This window comes from Nonomuraea sp. NPDC049607, assembly GCF_040675375.1.
In the GTDB taxonomy this organism is placed as follows: Bacteria; Actinomycetota; Actinomycetes; order Streptosporangiales; family Streptosporangiaceae; genus Nonomuraea.
Genome location: NZ_JBFAOV010000003.1, coordinates 504116 through 518637, shown reverse-complemented (window position 1 = coordinate 518637; position 14522 = coordinate 504116). Strand labels below are relative to the sequence as shown.

The window sequence follows — 14522 nt, the reverse complement described above, 5'->3', positions numbered from 1 at the left end:
GGCAGGCCGGGGCAGCCCACGGATGTCTCTCGGGATCCGGCTCGAACGACGGCGGCTGAATGAGGGTGCGGCCGGCGGATTCCGCTCGGCGGCACGGCGCCACGACCCGTCGCGATGCCCGTTACAACCCTGTGACCTGCGCAAACATTCCCTCATGCGGCAGTCAAGCCGTGACCTCGGTCACCCCCGCAAGAGGCGGCGGCCCGCCGGGGGCCGCCGCCGTGCGCGCTCAGCGCGGGTTTCAGCGCGGGTCGAGCACCAGGGCGCTGCCGCCGCCCCGCCGTACGGGCTCGGCGACGGCCTGGACGAGGCCGTGGCCGCGCAGTTCCAGGGCCGTGGCCGCGCCGATCTCGGGGTTCAGCACGAAGCTGTGCCCCTTGGCCTCCAGCTCGGTCCGGTACTTGTCGAGGAACGCCTGCTCGGCCTGCGTCTGGGCGGTGTTGCGTTGGGTGGCCCGCGGCGCGGCGAGCGCGTCGGGCAGGCTCATGCCGAACTCGTACCGGTTGACCAGGATCTGCAGCACGGTCGTGATGATCGTCGAGCCGCCCGGCGAGCCGGCGGCCAGCACCGGCCTGCCGTGGTCGAACACCAGAGTCGGCGCCATCGACGAGCGCGGCCGCTTGCCGGGGCCGGGCAGGTTGGGGTCGCCGGGGGCGGGGCCGAAGGTGAAGTCGGTCAGCTCGTTGTTGAGCAGCACGCCGCGGCCCGGCACCACGATGCCGTTGCCTCCGGTCGACTCGATGGTGAGGTTGTAGGCGACCACGTTGCCCCAGCGGTCGGCGACGACCAGGTGCGTGGTCTCCGGCCCCTCGTCCGCGATCGGGGTCGCGCTGCCGGTCGGGGTGGCGCAGGCGCCGTACGTGCCGTCGGGGCTGCCGGGGGCGGCCGGGCTGCTCAAGGCCCGGTCGCCGATCAGGCAGGCCCGCTCCTTGGCGAAGCCGTCGGACAGCAGCTCGTGCAGCGGCACGCCGGGCAGGTCGCCGACGTAGGCGTTGCGGTCGGCGAAGGACAGCCTGGACGCCTCCAGGTACTCGTGCAGGCCCACCTTGGGCAGGGCTTCGAGGATGTTGAGCGCCTCGCCGACGGTCGAGCCGCCCGAGGACGGCGGCGCCATGCCGTACACGTCCATGCCGTTGTAGGAGATCTTGGTGGGCTCGCGCAGGAGGGCGCGGTAGTCCCGCAGGTCCGACAGCTCCATCAGGCCGGGCCGCACGTTGCGGGTGCTGCCGGGGGTGACCGGCGGCTTCTTGACGGTGGCCACGACCTCCTGGCCGAGCCGGCCGCCGTACAGCCAGCCGGGGCCGCGCCGGGCCAGTTCCCGGTACGTGTTCGCCAGCTCCGGGTTCCTGAACACCGAGCCGACCGGCGGCGGCGCGCCGTTCGGGAGGTAGAGCCGGGCCGTGGAGGCGATGTCCTTGAAGCGGTCGACGTTGGCGGCCGTCTGGTCGTGGAACGTCTGGTCCACGACGAAGCCGCGGGAGGCCACCTCGATGGCCGGCTGGAGCGCCTGGCCGAGCGAGAGCGTGCCGAACCTGCGCAGGGCCAGGTCCCAGTGGGCCAGCGTGCCGGGCACGCCCGCCGACAGGCCGCTGGTGACGCCCTCGTCGAACGGGATGCCCTCGAAGCTGGTGGCGGTCATGGCGCGCGGGGCCGTCTCGCGGCCGTCGATGGTGAACACCTTGCGCTGCCTGGCGTCGTACAACACCATGAAGCCGCCGCCGGTCAGGCCGGCAGAGTACGGCTCGGTGACCCCGAGCACGGCTCCGGCGGCCACGGCCGCGTCGACGGCGTTGCCGCCGCGTCTCAGCACGGAGAGCGCGGCCTTGCTGGCGTCGAGGTCGACGGTGGCGACGGCGCCTCCGTACCCCTCGGCGACCGGGGACTTCTGCTGGGGGCCCGCGGACGCGGGCGCGGCGGGCAGGAGGGAGATGAGGACTGCTGCTGCGGAATGGATCACACGGCGCATGGTGTCCACCATGACCCAGCTACGCCCGTCGTGGTAGGGCCCCCTCGCACGAGGGGAGGATGTCCGGCCCTCCGCCGGTGGCCTAGCGTGGTGGGGTGCGCAGGAAGTCCGGTTTCGACCCTTATCTCGCCCTGATCGTGGCGGTCGCCCAGTTGGTGATCGCCCAAGGCGCGACGTGGGGCCAGCGTCTCCTCAGGGAGCAGCTCGACCCGTACGCGTACGCGCTGCTGCTGATCGGGCCGCTGGCCATCCTCTTCCGCAGGCGGTTCCCGCTGCTGACGGTCTCCGTCGCGCTCGCCGCGATGGACCTGTTCCTCATCGGCGGCTACGCCTACGGCCCCGCCTTCCTCAGCCCGGGTGTCCTGCTGTTCCTCCTGGTCACCGGGGGCAGACGGCTGATGGCCTGGACGATGGCGACCATGACGGTGACCTCGCTCCTCAGCTACGCCTGGTGGGTGGGCAACCGCGACCTGTTCCACAGCCTGTCGATCCTGGCCTTCATCCTGCTGTTCATGGTCGTGGCCGAGCTGGTCAGGATCGTCAGGGAACGCCGGGCCGAGCGCGAGCGCATCCTTGAGGAGGAGGCCAGGCGGCAGGCCAGCGAGGAGCGCCTGACCATGGCCCAGGAGCTGCACGACGTGCTCGCGCACAACATCTCGCTCATCCACGTGCAGGCCAGCACCGCGTTGCACCTCATCGACGCCAACCCCGAGCAGGCCCGCTCGGCCCTGGCCACGATCAAGACGGCGTCCAAGGAGGTGCTGGGCGAGATGCGCTCGGTGCTCAACGTGCTGCGCGAGGGCGCTCCGCGTTCCCCGACGGCCGGGCTCGACCGGCTCGACGACCTCGTCCAGCGTTCGGGGATGGAGGTCTCGCTCAGGCGGGTGGGCTCGCGGCCGCTGCCGCCGCAGGTCGAGCGGGCCGCGTACCGGATCGTGCAGGAGTCGCTCACCAACGCCGCCCGCCACGCGCCCGGCTCGCGGGTGACGGTGCGCCTGGAGTACGGCGCGGCGCAGCTCGTCATCGTGGTCGCCGACACGGGGGCGACGACTCCCGCCGTGCTGTCGGAGGAGGGCAGCGGCAACGGCATCCCCGGCATGCGCGAACGCGCCTCCGCCCTGGGCGGCACGCTCGTCGCCGGCCCGTCGGGCGACGGCTTCCAGGTCGAGGCCCGTCTGCCCCTACCCGAGGAGAACCCAACGTGATCAAGGTGTTGCTCGCCGACGACCAGGCGCTGGTCCGCGCGGGCTTCAAGGCGTTGCTGGACGCCCAGCCCGACATGACCGTGGTGGCCGAGGCGGCCGACGGCGCGGAGGCGGTGCGCCTGGCCGGCGAGCACGCCCCGGACGTCGTGCTGATGGACATCCGCATGCCCGGCACCGACGGCCTGACCGCCACCCGCCTGATGCCGCCCGGCCCGCACATCATCATCCTGACCACGTTCGAGCTGGACGAGTACGTCTTCGAGGCCCTGCGCGGCGGCGCGTCCGGCTTCCTGGTCAAGGACACCGAGCCGGCCGAGCTCATCCAGGCCGTACGGGTGGTGGCGGCGGGCGAGGCGCTGCTGTCGCCGAGCGTGACCCGGCGGCTGATCGCCGAGTACGCCTCGCGCGCCAAGGAACCGGTCGCCACGCAGGGCCTCGACCAGCTCACCGACCGCGAGCGCGAGGTGCTCTCCCTGGTCGGCACGGGCATGACCAACGACGAGATCGCCGCCAAGCTGTTCATGTCGCCGGCCACCGCCAAGACCCACGTCAGCCGGGCCATGATGAAGCTGCACGCCCGCGACCGCGCGCAGCTCGTGGTCATCGCCTACGAGTCGGGCCTGGTCAAGCCGGGGTGGCTCTGACGGCGGGCGGCTCCGCGCCGAACCACGCCCGCGCGGCCCCGGCCAGGCCGTCGGTGCCGGCCCAGGCCACGTACCCGTCGGGGCGGATCAGCAGCACGTCGGCGGGCGGCTCGGCGCACCGCGCCCTGACCACGTCGATCCAGCCGCCGCCGGGCGACGCCGGGCCGGTCTCGCCGCGGAGGTCGAGGAGCACCGGCCGCCCGGCGCGCATCAGTTCGGCCACCCGCCGCTCCCCTTCCGCCGTGCTCAGCCGCAGGTCGGGGACGAACCGGCCGACGAGCGGATGCGGGTGCTCCGGGCCGGGCGGGTAGCGGGTGTCGGAGCCGTGCAGGATCGCGGCGAGGTGGCGCAGCGGCTGCTCGTGGGCGAACAGCTCGGCGAGCAGCGCGCGCAGGGCGTCGCCGTCCTCGCCGGGGGCCCGTTCCAGCGCCGCCTGGGCACGGGTCTGCGCCAGCGCCCGCCCGGCCACCGGACGGCGTTCCTCCTCGTAGGTGTCCAGCAGGCCCTCGGGCACCCGTCCGAGCAGCACGGCGGCCAGCTTCCAGGCCAGGTTGACGGCCTCCGTCATGCCGACGTTGAGCGCCGTCCCGCCCGCCGGGAACAGGTGGGCGGCGTCCCCGGCCAGGAACACCCGGCCGGCCCGGTAGCGGTCGGCGAGCCGGGCCTGCGCGACCGTGCCGGACAGCCAGAGCGGCTCCCCGAGCGGCAGGTCCCGCCCGATCACGCGGCGCACGGCGGCGCGGAAGTCCTCCGGCGTGACCGGGCCCTCGGGCGCCGCGCCGCGCTCGCGCACGCCCGCGACGAGCACGCCGGGCCGGAGCGAGGTGAGCAGCAGGCGTCCGGCGGGGGTGCGGTTCCAGCCCGGCTCCAGGCCCTCGGCCCGCGGCTCCTCGAACGGGCCCTGCCCGTCCCAGGCGAAGTGGCCGAGCCGCAGCACCTCGTCGTCGGTGCTGCCGGGGAAGCCGATGCCCGTCAGCGCGCGCACGGTGCTGTGCCCGCCGTCGCAGCCCACCGCGTAGCGGGCGCGGGCCCGGCCGGTGGACAGCTCCAGCGTGACGCCCTCCTCGTCCTGGACGAGCCCGAGCACCTCGTGGCCCCGCCTGATCTCGGCTCCGAGCCGTCCGGCCCGCTCGGTCAGCAGCCGTTCCAGCCGCGGCTGCTGGATCAGCAGCAGCCGCAGCGGCATGTCGTCGTGCCCGGCGAACCGCAGCGGCACCTGCCCGAACGGGAACCCCGGCGCGGGGCCCGCGAAGCCGCTGCCCTCGGAGAGGGGGCCGAGCAGGCCCCGGTGGTCGAGCAGCTCGACGATCTGGCCCGCGAGCCCGTTCGCCTTGGGTAGTTCGCTCGGTTCAGGGCGTTTGTCCAGCACGATCGGGCGTAGTCCAGCCAGGGCCAGTTCGCCCGCGAGCATGAGCCCGACCGGGCCCGCTCCCACGATCATCACGTCGTCCATGCCCGTCAGGCTAGATTGACAAAAACCTGTCTGTCAATCTAGCCTGACGACGTGGACATGGAAGAGCTGTCTCAACGCATCAGGTCGAACGACCCCGCCCTCGGCCTGCGGGCCGTGGGCGCGCTGCACCGGCTGGCCGAGCAGGTCGAGGCGACGTCGGTGGCGCTGGCCAGGGAACAGGGCTGGACCTGGGAGCAGATCGGCGACGCGCTCGGCATGTCGCGGCAGTCCGTGCACGCCCGATACGGAAAGTGAGGATCGCCATGTTCGGCAAGGAGAAGAGCCCGTTCGCGGCCGTCGTCAGCGCGGCGCTCGACGAGGCCAGGCAGCGCGGCGACCGGCGGCTCGGCACCGAGCACCTGCTGCTCGGCCTGCTGCACGACCCCGCCGCCGAGCCGGCGCGGGCGCTCGGCGTGGACCTGGCGGGGGCGCGGGCCGCGCTCGACGAGCTCGACCGGGAGGCGCTGCGCTCGATCGGCCTCGACCTCGGCCAGGCACCGCGCGCGACGCCGCGCCGGCACCCGCCGGTCCCCGGCACCTCGCTCACGTCGAGCGCCCGCGCGGTGGTCAACGCCGCCATCGGCGCCACGCGGCGCAAGACCAGGCAGGAGGTTCCCCGGCACCTCCTGCTCGCCCTGCTGGAGCGGGACCGCCACGACCCGGTGGCCGGGCTGATCGACCAGCTCGGCATCGACCGCGCCGCCGTGCGCGCCCGCATCGCCTGATCCGCGACACGGGAGAAATCCGGTTGAAGCCACCCCCCGGGCGCTGACATGGTCGGAGGATGCGGCGTACGTACGATGACCTGGTCGAAGAGGCCGACACCGTGTCCGTGGACGGCTGGGACTTCTCCTGGCTGGAGGGCCGGGCCACCGAGGAACGGCCCTCATGGGGCTACTCCCGCCTGCTGGCCGGGCGGATGGCGGCGGCCGAGGCGGCGCTCGACGTCCAGACCGGCGGCGGCGAGATCCTGGCCGGGCTGCCCACACTGCCGAAGGTGACGGTGGCGACCGAGTCGTGGCCGCCCAACCTGGCGCTGGCCGCCGCCCGGCTGCGCCCGCGCGGGGCGCGGGTGGTGGCCGACGACGACGAGCCGCGCCTGCCGTTCCGCGACGGCGTCTTCGACCTGGTGGTCAGCCGCCATCCGGTGGAGACCTGGTGGGCGGAGATCGCCAGGGTGCTGCGCCCCGGGGGCGCGTACTTCTCGCAGCAGGTCGGCCCGCGCAGCGTGTTCGAGCTGACCGAGTTCTTCATGGGCCCGCAGGACGGCTCGGCCCGCGACCCGCGCCAGGCCGTGGCGGAGGCGGAGGCGGCCGGGCTCGAAGTGGCCGACCTGCGGGTCGAGCGGCTGCGAATGGAGTTCCGCGACATCGGCGCGGTGATCTACTTCCTGCGCAAGGTGATCTGGATCGTGCCGGGCTTCTCGGTCGGCCGCTACGGCGGCAAGTTGCGCGAGCTGCACGAGCTCATCGAGGCCGAAGGGCCGTTCGTCGCCCATTCGTCCAGGTTCCTCATCGAGGCCCGGCGTCCCGGCGTACCGACGTCCGGGGCGTGATTGCGGGCGCAACCACCTAAACGTCACTAAGGGTACAAGAACTGTCACTGGCCGCATCCGGCGGGCCGCGTTACGTTTCCCCCAGAGCTTCGCGAGAGAGCCGGGAGGGGCTGAACGTGGAGGCCGTCACCCTGTTCGCCGGGGGCGTGGCCGCCGGGCTGGTGGGCGGCACCGCGTCCTGCACCGCCGCGCAGGGCGGGCTGCTGGTGGGCCTGGTCGGTCGGCGTCCCGGAGGCGACCCCGCGCTGGTGGCCTGGTTCCTGGGCGGGCGGTTGGCCTCGTACACGCTGGTGGGGGCGTTGCTCGGGCTGCTCGGCTCGGCCGTCGGCCTGCCGCCGCGGGCGCGGGCCCTGCTCCTGGTCGCGGCGGGCTGCGCGGTGATCGGGTTCGCGATCCGGCTCCTGCGCGGCGGGGGCCACGCCTGCGCCGAGCCCGTCCGGACGTCCGGTTACAAGGCGCCGCTGCTGGGCGCGGCCACCGTCCTGGTGCCCTGCGGGGTGACGCTCGGCATGGAGATGCTCGCCGTGTCCAGCGGCTCGCCGCTGTCGGGCGCGGCGGCCATGGCGGGCTTCGTGCTCGGCACCGCGCCCGCGTTCGCGCTGCTCGGGTACGTGCTGCGGCGGATCTCCCGCACCAGGCTGGCCCGGCTCGCCGGGGTCGTCGCCATGGCCGCCGGGCTCTGGACCGTCGTGGCCGGGCTCAACCTGGGCGGCTGGACGGGGGACGCCGCACCGGCCGCCGCCGGGCCCGCCGCCCAGATCGTCACGGTCTTCGCCACCCGCGACGGCTACCGGCCCGCCACCGTGTCCGCCCGCGCGAACGTACCGGTCGAGGTCATCTTCAAACTGGTCGATCCGGGCTGCACGAGCACGGTCACCATCGACGGGCGCGACGTGGCCCTGCCCGCCACCGTACGGCTGCCGCCCCACCGCCCCGGCTCGCTGCGTTACGTGTGCGGGATGGGGATGTATTCGGGGTTCATCAGGTTCTCCTAGGCCCGTTGTCGGCGATTACGGTTCGCGATCGTATGATCACGTGCCAGTCTGTCGCCATGGCCTGGTGGCAGGGAGAGGTGGCGACGCCGGCCGTTCCGGCGCCACGGGCGGGGGACGAGCCGGAGCTGCTGGCGGCCGCGCGGCAGGGCGACGCCCAGGCGGCCCACCGGCTCGGCAAGCTCTACGCCCAGCACGGCGACCGCGCGGCGGCCCGGCTCTGGTGGGAGCTGGCGGCCTCGGGAGGCAACGTCGACAGCGCCTACAACCTGGGCGTCTGGCACGAGAAGCACGGCAGCCTGGAGGAGGCGGTCGGCTGGTACGAGACCGCCGCGGCCACCGGCGACGCCGAGGCCGCCGCCAACCTGGCCACGCTCCTGCTCGAACAGCGCGGCGACGCCGGGGCCGCCAGGGCCTGGTTCGAACGCTCGGCCCTGGCCGGGTCGCGCACCGCGGCGCGCCGGCTGGCCCTGCTGTGCGAGGACACCGGCGAGACCGGCGTGGCCCGCGAGTGGCACCGCAGGGCGGCCGACGAGGGCGACATGACCTCGGCCCACGACCTCGGCTTCCTGGCCTACTCCGCCGGCGAGGACGAGGAGACCGTGCGCTGGTGGGAGTACGCCGCCAGGGGCGGCCACGCCGACTCCGCCCACTGCATGGGCCTCTACCTGCACGCCAGCCGCGACCCCGAGGGCGCCGAGGCCTACTACCGGCTGGCCGCCAAGAACGAGCACCCGGGCGCCGCCTCCCGCCTCGGCGCCATCGCCCTGTCCTGCGGCGACCTGCGCACGGCCCGCGCCTGGTACGAGCGGGCGGCCGCGGCCGGGCGGCTGGAGGACCAGCGCATGGCCGGGTTCGTCTGCGTGGAGCTCGGCGACACCCCGGCCGCCAGCCACTGGTTCGGCAGGGCGGCTGCGGGCGGCGACGCCGAATCGGCCTTCAACTACGGCCTGCTGCTGATCGCCGAGTTCGGCGACCTGGCCGGCGGCCGCCACTGGTTTCGCCAGGCCGCGCGGGCGGGCCACCACGGCGCGGCGGTCGAGCTGGGCGGGCTGCTGACGGTCGCCGGCGAGCTGGGCGAGGCCGAGGAGTGGCTGGCCGCCCCGCCGCCTCCGGCGTGGGCGCGCACTGCCGAGCCGGAGCTGGCCGCCCGCGCCGAGCTGGCGGCCGCGGCCACGGGCCGCCGGGGCGGCGTGCCGCTGTCCGTGCCGGACCTGACCGAGGTCCTGGGCACCTGGGACCTGGTGACCAGGCCGCTGCACGACCACTCCGACGTGATCGGCTGGCTGGTCGAGCGGAGCGGGGTGCACCGCAGCGCGGTCGAGCACCTGGCGTCGGTGCGCGGCACGCTGCTGCGTCCCGGCAGCGCGCCGTGGCCGGGCACGGGCGAGATCCACCACGTCCTGGCCACCGCGCGCGATCTGCGCCGCCGCCTGGGAGTGAGTTAGGGGCGCGACCTCGTGCCGCGCCCCTTCAGAGGTTTCAGAGCACGTCGGCGACCGGCGTGTACGCCAGCCCCAGCGCCTGGGCGACCGGCTCGTTGGTGAGCTGGCCGTCATGGGTGTTCAGACCGCCCGCGAGGCCCTGGTCGGCCTTCAGCGCGTCACGCCAGCCCAGGTTGGCCAGCTTGACCGCGTACGGGAGCGTCGCGTTGGTCAGGGCGTAGGTGGAGGTGTTGGCCACCGAACCGGGCATGTTCGCCACGCAGTAGAAGATCGACTCGTGCACCTTGTACGTCGGCTCGGCGTGCGTGGTCGGCCGCGAGTCCTCGAAGCAGCCGCCCTGGTCGATGGCGATGTCCACGAGCACCGAGCCCGGCTTCATCCGTGAGACCAGGTCGTTGGAGACCAGCGTCGGGGCCTTGGCGCCGGGGATCAGCACCGCGCCGATGACCAGGTCGGCCTGGAGGACCTCCCGCTCGATCGCGTACGAGGTGGACACGAGGGTCTTGAGCCGGCCCTGGTAGATGGCGTCGATCTGGCGGAGCCGGTCGATGTTGGTGTCGAGCACGGTCACGTCCGCGCCCATGCCGACGGCGATCTGGGCGGCGTTCAGGCCCGAGACGCCGCCGCCGATGACGACGATCCTGGCCGGGGCCACGCCGGGCACGCCGCCGGGCAGGACGCCGCGGCCGCCGTTGAAGCGCATGAGGTTGTAGGCGCCCACCTGCGGCGCGAGCCGGCCCGCGACCTCCGACATCGGGGCGAGCAGCGGCAGCGTGTGGCCCACCTGCACGGTCTCGTACGCGATGCCGGTCGTCCTGGCGGCGAGCAGGGCGTCGGTGCACGGCCGTGAGGCGGCCAGGTGCAGGTAGGTGAACAGGACCAGGCCCTCGCGCAGGCGGTGGTACTCCTCCGCGATGGGCTCCTTGACCTTGAGGACCATGTCCGCCCTGGCCCATACGGCGTCGGCGTTGTCGAGGATCTTCGCGCCCGCGGCGAGGTATTCCTCGTCAGTGATGTGTGAGCCGAGGCCGGCACCCCGCTGGACGGTGACGTCGTGACCGTTCCGCACCAGCTCGTGAACACCGGCGGGGGTGACCGCCACACGGTATTCGTGGTTCTTGACCTCGGCAGGGACGCCGATCTTCATCGTAGGGATCCTTTCGGAGACCGCGGCACTTCGTCGTACCGGGTGGGGAGGGTGTTAGAGGCGCGCCCACGCTTCCGAGAGCACGCCCCTCAGGATGGATCCGATCTCGTCGAACTCCCTTGGCCCCGCGATCAGCGGGGGCGCGAGCTGGATCACGGGGTCTCCGCGGTCGTCGGCCCGGCAGTAGAGTCCGGCGTCGAACAGCGCCTTGGACAAGAACCCGCGCAGCAACCGCTCGGACTCCTCGGCGTTGAACGTCTCCTTGGTGGCCTTGTCCTTGACCAGCTCGATGCCCCAGAAGTAGCCCGAGCCCCGCACGTCGCCGACGATCGGCAGGTCGCGCAGGTCGTCGAGGGCCGCCTGGAAGAGGGGCTCGTTCTTGGTGACGTGGCCGAGCAGGTCCTCGCGCTCGAAGATGTCGAGGTTGGCGAGGGCCACGGCGGCGGACACGGGGTGGCCGCCGAAGGTGTAGCCGTGGGCGAACATGGTGTCGCCCTCCTTGAACGGCTCGAACAGCCGCTCGTGCGCGATCATCGCGCCGATGGGCGAGTAGCCGCTGGTCAGGCCCTTGGCGCAGGTGATGATGTCGGGCACGTAGTCGAACTTCTGGCCGCCGAACATGGTGCCGAGGCGGCCGAAGGCGCAGATGACCTCGTCGGAGACGAGCAGCACGTCGTACTCGTCGCAGATCTCGCGCAGGCGCTGGAAGTAGCCGGGGGGCGGCGGGAAGCAGCCGCCGGCGTTCTGGACGGGCTCGGCGAAGACGGCGGCCACGGTGTCGGGGCCCTCCATCTCGATGGCGCGGGCCACGCGGTCGGCCGCCCAGATGCCGTATTCCTCCGGCGACATGCCGGGAACGCCGCTGATTTCGTCGGCGCGGTAGTAGTTCGTGTTCGGAACGCGCACCGAACCGGGCACGAGAGGCTCGAACATCTGCTTGAACGCCGGGATGCCGGTGATCGACAGGGCGCCCTGCGGGGTGCCGTGGTAGGCGATCTGGCGGCTGATGACCTTGTGCTTGAGCGGCTTGCCGACGAGCTTGTAGTACTGCTTGGCCAGCTTCCACGCGGTCTCGACGGCCTCGCCGCCGCCGGTGGTGAAGAAGACCCGGTTCAGCTCGCCCGGCGCCTGGGCGGCCAGGCGGGCGGCCAGCTCGGCCGCCTTGGGGTGCGCGTAGGACCACAGGGGGAAGAAGGCCAGCTCCTGCGCCTGCTTGGCGGCGGCCTCGGCCAGCTCGCCACGCCCGTGCCCGACCTGGACGACGAACAGCCCGGCCAGGCCGTCGAGGTAACGCTTGCCGTGAATGTCGTAGATGTAGGACCCCTCACCGCGCACGATGGTCGGGATCTCGTTCTTCTGGTAGGCGCTGTGCCTCGTGAAGTGCAACCACAGGTTGTCCTGCGCGGCCTTCAGGACGTCGTTTTCCGGCTGCGTCATGGTTATCTTCCCTTGTGTCGAACTCCCCACAGTCTGCATCTTCACCTGCGGTTTGCCAAGCGAATCGGTCGCAGCACTATGCAAGAAAATCGAGATCCGCAGAACCGTTGTGTAACAGCAACGAAATCCGCAGGTAGATTAACGCGCGGGTCATGCCTGTTTCCGTACTGTGGAACGTTCTGTGATCCAATGAGACCAAACTGTCGAGAACGACCCCCGGGGGACCGTCCCGTGACTCCTGACCAGATCGAGAGCGCTGTCGCCGCCGCGATGCCCCAGGCCATCGAGGAGCTCAAGCGGCTCGCCGCCATTCCTTCCGTGGCCTTTCCGGGACACCCCGACCAGCCGGTCCTCGCCGCCGCGTCGGTGACGGAGGAACTCGTCCGCTCGGCCGGCCTGCCGCACGTCCAGCAGGTCGCCGTCGAGGGCAGCTTCCCCGCGATCTACGGCGAGGCCCCCGCCCCTCCCGGAGCGCCCACGGTCCTGCTCTACGCGCACTACGACGTGCAGCCGGCCGGCGACCTGGCCGCCTGGCGCACGCCGCCGTTCGAGCCGACCCTGATCGACGGCAAGCTGTACGGCCGAGGCTGCGCGGACGACAAGTCAGGCATCATCTCCCACGTCACCGCCCTGCGTGCCTTCCAGGGCCGGTTCCCGGTGGGCATCAAGGTCATCATCGAGGGCCAGGAGGAGTACGCGGGCGAGCGCCTGGAGTCCTTCGTCGAGCGCAACCCCGACCTGCTGCGCGCCGACGCGATCGTGGTGGCCGACAGCGGCAACCCGCGCGTCGGCGACCCGGCGATCACGACGTCGCTGCGCGGCATGGCGGCCTTCACCATCGAGGTGCGCACGCTGCGCGAGGCCGTCCACAGCGGCTCGTTCGGCGGCGCCGCCCCCGACGCGCTGGCCGCCCTCATGCGCATGCTGACCGCGCTGCACGACGAGAACGGCGACATCCGCGTCCCCGGCCTGCCGCGCGGCAGCTTCCTCGGCCAGGGCCCGTCGGAGGAGGAGTTCAGGAAGACCGCCGGCGTGGCGGACGGCGTGTCGCTGGTCGGGTCCGGCTCGCTGGCCGACCGGCTGTGGGCGTCGTACGCCATCACCGTCACGGGCCTCGACGTGCCGAGCGTGTCGGGCGCCGTGAACGCGGTCCAGCCCGCGGCGCGCGCCCGGGTGACCGTCCGGATTCCTCCGTCCGGCGACCCGAAGACCACGGTCAACGCCGTGGTGGAGTTCCTGCGCCAGGTGGCGCCGTGGGGCGTGCAGGTGTCGTTCGGCGACTTCACCGTCGGGTCCGGCTTCCAGGCCGACTCCGGCGGCAAGGCGCGCGCGGCGCTCAACCGGGCGATGGAGCGCGCCTTCGGCCGCCCGCCGCGCGACGTGGGCGCGGGCGGCTCGATCCCGCTGGTGAACACGCTGCTCAAGCAGTACCCGGCGGCCGAGATCCTGCTGTTCGGCGCCGAGGACGAGGACGCCGCCATCCACGCCCCGAACGAGCGGGTCGACCTCGACGAGCTGCGCCGCGTGGCCACCGCCGAGGCGCTGTTCCTGCAGGAGCTGAGCCTGCCGTCGGCGCTCGGCGTCTGAGCCGGTAAACGCGTTGCCCTTCCGGGGCCCGGTTCGCCAGACTGCACGGCGTTCACCGGAGTCCGTCAGAAAGGGCAGCGCATGTTGACCGACGAGCAGGTCGAGTCGTTCGTCGAGGACGGGTTCGTCCGGTTGCCCGGCGCGGTTCCCCGGGAGACGGTCGACCAGTGCCGGGCCGAGCTGTGGGCGGCCAGCGGCTGCGATCCGGACGACCCGTCGAGCTGGACCCAGCCGGTCGTCCGGCTGGGCGGGTTGGCGACCCCGCCGTTCCGCGCCGCGGCGAACACACAGGCGCTGCACGAGGCGTACGACCAGCTCGCGGGCGCCGGACGATGGACCGCGCCCATGGGCCTCGGCACCTTCCCGCTGCGCTTCCCCAGCGACCAGGAGCCCGGCGACGACGGGTGGCACCTGGAGGCGAGCTTCACCGGCGACGGCGGCGAGTACCGGGTGAACCTGCGCTCGCGCGGCCGTGCCCTGCTCATGCTGTTCCTGTTCTCCGAGGTCGGCCCGGACGACGCCCCCACCCGGGTACGGGTCGGCTCACATCTGGACGTGCCCGCTCTGCTCGCCGGTTCCGGGGACGAAGGGCGTGAATGGTTCCCGCTGTGCGGGGAGGCGGTGCCGCTCAGCGAGGGGCGCAGGGAGGTCACCGTCACCGGCTCGGCGGGGGACGTCTACCTGTGCCACCCGTTCCTGATCCACGCCGCCCAGCCGCATCGCGGCAGCGTGCCGCGCTTCATGGCCCAGCCGCCGCTGGTGCCGACCGGCCTGCTCGACCTCACCGGCACCGCCCCCACCCCGGTGGAACGCGCGGTCCTGAGGGGCCTGAACGGCCTGAACGGCGGTTGATCCCGGCGGGAGGGTCAGGCGTGGCGGTCCACCAGGCGGGGGCCCTTGGCCGCGCCGCGGCACACCAGGCGCAGCCCGGTCTCCACGAGGGCCCAGCCGAGCCGCCGTTCCCAGGAGCGGGCGCCCCTTCCGCGGCGCGCCCGCCACGCCCGTCGGGGGGTCCGGGCCGCGGCGCGCAACTCCTGGCCGCGTACCTGCTCTACAAGTAGGTATAAGTCGGGATACATCCTGCTCTCTCC

General features: G+C 73.0%; 14 protein-coding genes. 9 read left to right on the top strand and 5 right to left on the bottom strand.

Going from position 1 to position 14522, the window contains the following annotated elements:
• Positions 1 to 241: 241 nt before the first annotated feature.
• On the bottom strand, positions 242 to 1966 hold the full coding sequence (gene ggt, locus AB0J97_RS09670) for a gamma-glutamyltransferase (protein WP_364086572.1): 1725 nt from the start codon (positions 1964 to 1966) through the stop codon (positions 242 to 244).
• A gap of 95 nt (positions 1967 to 2061) precedes the next feature.
• Between ggt and AB0J97_RS09665 the strand changes: the two genes are divergently transcribed.
• Together AB0J97_RS09665 and AB0J97_RS09660 are read left to right on the top strand one after the other, a co-directional pair.
• On the top strand, positions 2062 to 3171 hold the full coding sequence (locus AB0J97_RS09665) for a sensor histidine kinase (protein WP_364086570.1): 1110 nt from the start codon (positions 2062 to 2064) through the stop codon (positions 3169 to 3171).
• Positions 3168 to 3815 carry a response regulator transcription factor gene (locus tag AB0J97_RS09660; RefSeq protein WP_357702885.1) on the top strand — a complete coding sequence of 216 codons (648 nt, stop codon included), beginning with the start codon at positions 3168 to 3170 and terminating at the stop codon, positions 3813 to 3815. Before AB0J97_RS09665 ends, AB0J97_RS09660 begins: the two co-directional genes overlap by 4 nt.
• Here the strand turns inward: AB0J97_RS09660 and AB0J97_RS09655 are convergent.
• Positions 3796 to 5268, bottom strand: a complete 1473-nt coding sequence (locus AB0J97_RS09655) for an FAD-dependent monooxygenase (protein WP_364086567.1) — start codon at positions 5266 to 5268, stop codon at positions 3796 to 3798. The genes AB0J97_RS09660 and AB0J97_RS09655 overlap by 20 nt on opposite strands.
• Before the next feature lie 57 nt (positions 5269 to 5325).
• Between AB0J97_RS09655 and AB0J97_RS09650 the strand changes: the two genes are divergently transcribed.
• From AB0J97_RS09650 to AB0J97_RS09630, 5 genes are all read left to right on the top strand, one after another.
• On the top strand, positions 5326 to 5523 hold the full coding sequence (locus AB0J97_RS09650) for a helix-turn-helix domain-containing protein (protein ID WP_357703066.1): 198 nt from the start codon (positions 5326 to 5328) through the stop codon (positions 5521 to 5523).
• A complete protein-coding gene (locus AB0J97_RS09645; protein WP_364086565.1) occupies positions 5520 to 5993 on the top strand; it encodes a Clp protease N-terminal domain-containing protein in 474 nt (157 codons plus the stop codon). The genes AB0J97_RS09650 and AB0J97_RS09645 overlap by 4 nt, the downstream gene beginning before the upstream one ends.
• A gap of 59 nt (positions 5994 to 6052) precedes the next feature.
• Positions 6053 to 6823 carry a class I SAM-dependent methyltransferase gene (locus AB0J97_RS09640; RefSeq protein ID WP_364086563.1) on the top strand — a complete coding sequence of 257 codons (771 nt, stop codon included), beginning with the start codon at positions 6053 to 6055 and terminating at the stop codon, positions 6821 to 6823.
• A 116-nt stretch (positions 6824 to 6939) separates the two neighbouring features.
• Positions 6940 to 7818, top strand: coding sequence for a sulfite exporter TauE/SafE family protein (locus tag AB0J97_RS09635; protein WP_364086561.1), 879 nt, complete (start codon positions 6940 to 6942; stop codon positions 7816 to 7818).
• Positions 7819 to 7874: 56 nt separating this feature from the next.
• Complete coding sequence (locus AB0J97_RS09630; protein WP_364086559.1) at positions 7875 to 9263, top strand: tetratricopeptide repeat protein; 1389 nt, start codon at positions 7875 to 7877, stop codon at positions 9261 to 9263.
• A gap of 34 nt (positions 9264 to 9297) precedes the next feature.
• Here AB0J97_RS09630 and ald read toward each other — a convergent pair whose 3' ends face one another.
• Both ald and AB0J97_RS09620 read right to left on the bottom strand, forming a co-directional pair.
• Entirely contained in the window at positions 9298 to 10407 is a 1110-nt protein-coding gene (gene ald, locus AB0J97_RS09625) for an alanine dehydrogenase (RefSeq protein ID WP_357702896.1), read from the bottom strand.
• 54 nt (positions 10408 to 10461) lie between these two features.
• Positions 10462 to 11844, bottom strand: a complete 1383-nt coding sequence (locus AB0J97_RS09620; protein ID WP_357702898.1) for an aspartate aminotransferase family protein — start codon at positions 11842 to 11844, stop codon at positions 10462 to 10464.
• 231 nt (positions 11845 to 12075) lie between these two features.
• Between AB0J97_RS09620 and AB0J97_RS09615 the strand changes: the two genes are divergently transcribed.
• Positions 12076 to 13431: a dipeptidase gene (locus tag AB0J97_RS09615; RefSeq protein WP_357702900.1), complete on the top strand. Its 1356-nt coding sequence runs from the start codon at positions 12076 to 12078 to the stop codon at positions 13429 to 13431.
• An 81-nt stretch (positions 13432 to 13512) separates the two neighbouring features.
• Positions 13513 to 14283: a phytanoyl-CoA dioxygenase family protein gene (locus AB0J97_RS09610; protein WP_364086555.1), complete on the top strand. Its 771-nt coding sequence runs from the start codon at positions 13513 to 13515 to the stop codon at positions 14281 to 14283.
• Positions 14284 to 14297: 14 nt separating this feature from the next.
• Here the strand turns inward: AB0J97_RS09610 and AB0J97_RS09605 are convergent, their stop codons facing one another.
• The gene (locus AB0J97_RS09605) at positions 14298 to 14510 is read right to left on the bottom strand and encodes a hypothetical protein (protein WP_357702904.1); all 213 of its coding nucleotides are present in this window, start codon (positions 14508 to 14510) and stop codon (positions 14298 to 14300) included.
• Between the last annotated feature and the right edge of the window lie 12 nt (positions 14511 to 14522).

Excerpts from the sequence above, each read along its gene's own strand:
- AB0J97_RS09655 (WP_364086567.1), bottom strand. The coding sequence starts at position 5,268 with ATGGACGACGTGATGATCGTGGGAGCGGGCCCGGTCGGGCTCATGCTC.
- ald (WP_357702896.1), bottom strand. The coding sequence starts at position 10,407 with ATGAAGATCGGCGTCCCTGCCGAGGTCAAGAACCACGAATACCGTGTG.
- AB0J97_RS09640 (WP_364086563.1), top strand. The coding sequence starts at position 6,053 with ATGCGGCGTACGTACGATGACCTGGTCGAAGAGGCCGACACCGTGTCC.
- ggt (WP_364086572.1), bottom strand. The coding sequence starts at position 1,966 with ATGCGCCGTGTGATCCATTCCGCAGCAGCAGTCCTCATCTCCCTCCTG.
- AB0J97_RS09620 (WP_357702898.1), bottom strand. The coding sequence starts at position 11,844 with ATGACGCAGCCGGAAAACGACGTCCTGAAGGCCGCGCAGGACAACCTG.
- AB0J97_RS09630 (WP_364086559.1), top strand. The coding sequence starts at position 7,875 with ATGGCCTGGTGGCAGGGAGAGGTGGCGACGCCGGCCGTTCCGGCGCCA.
- AB0J97_RS09650 (WP_357703066.1), top strand. The coding sequence starts at position 5,326 with ATGGAAGAGCTGTCTCAACGCATCAGGTCGAACGACCCCGCCCTCGGC.
- AB0J97_RS09605 (WP_357702904.1), bottom strand. The coding sequence starts at position 14,510 with ATGTATCCCGACTTATACCTACTTGTAGAGCAGGTACGCGGCCAGGAG.
- AB0J97_RS09610 (WP_364086555.1), top strand. The coding sequence starts at position 13,513 with ATGTTGACCGACGAGCAGGTCGAGTCGTTCGTCGAGGACGGGTTCGTC.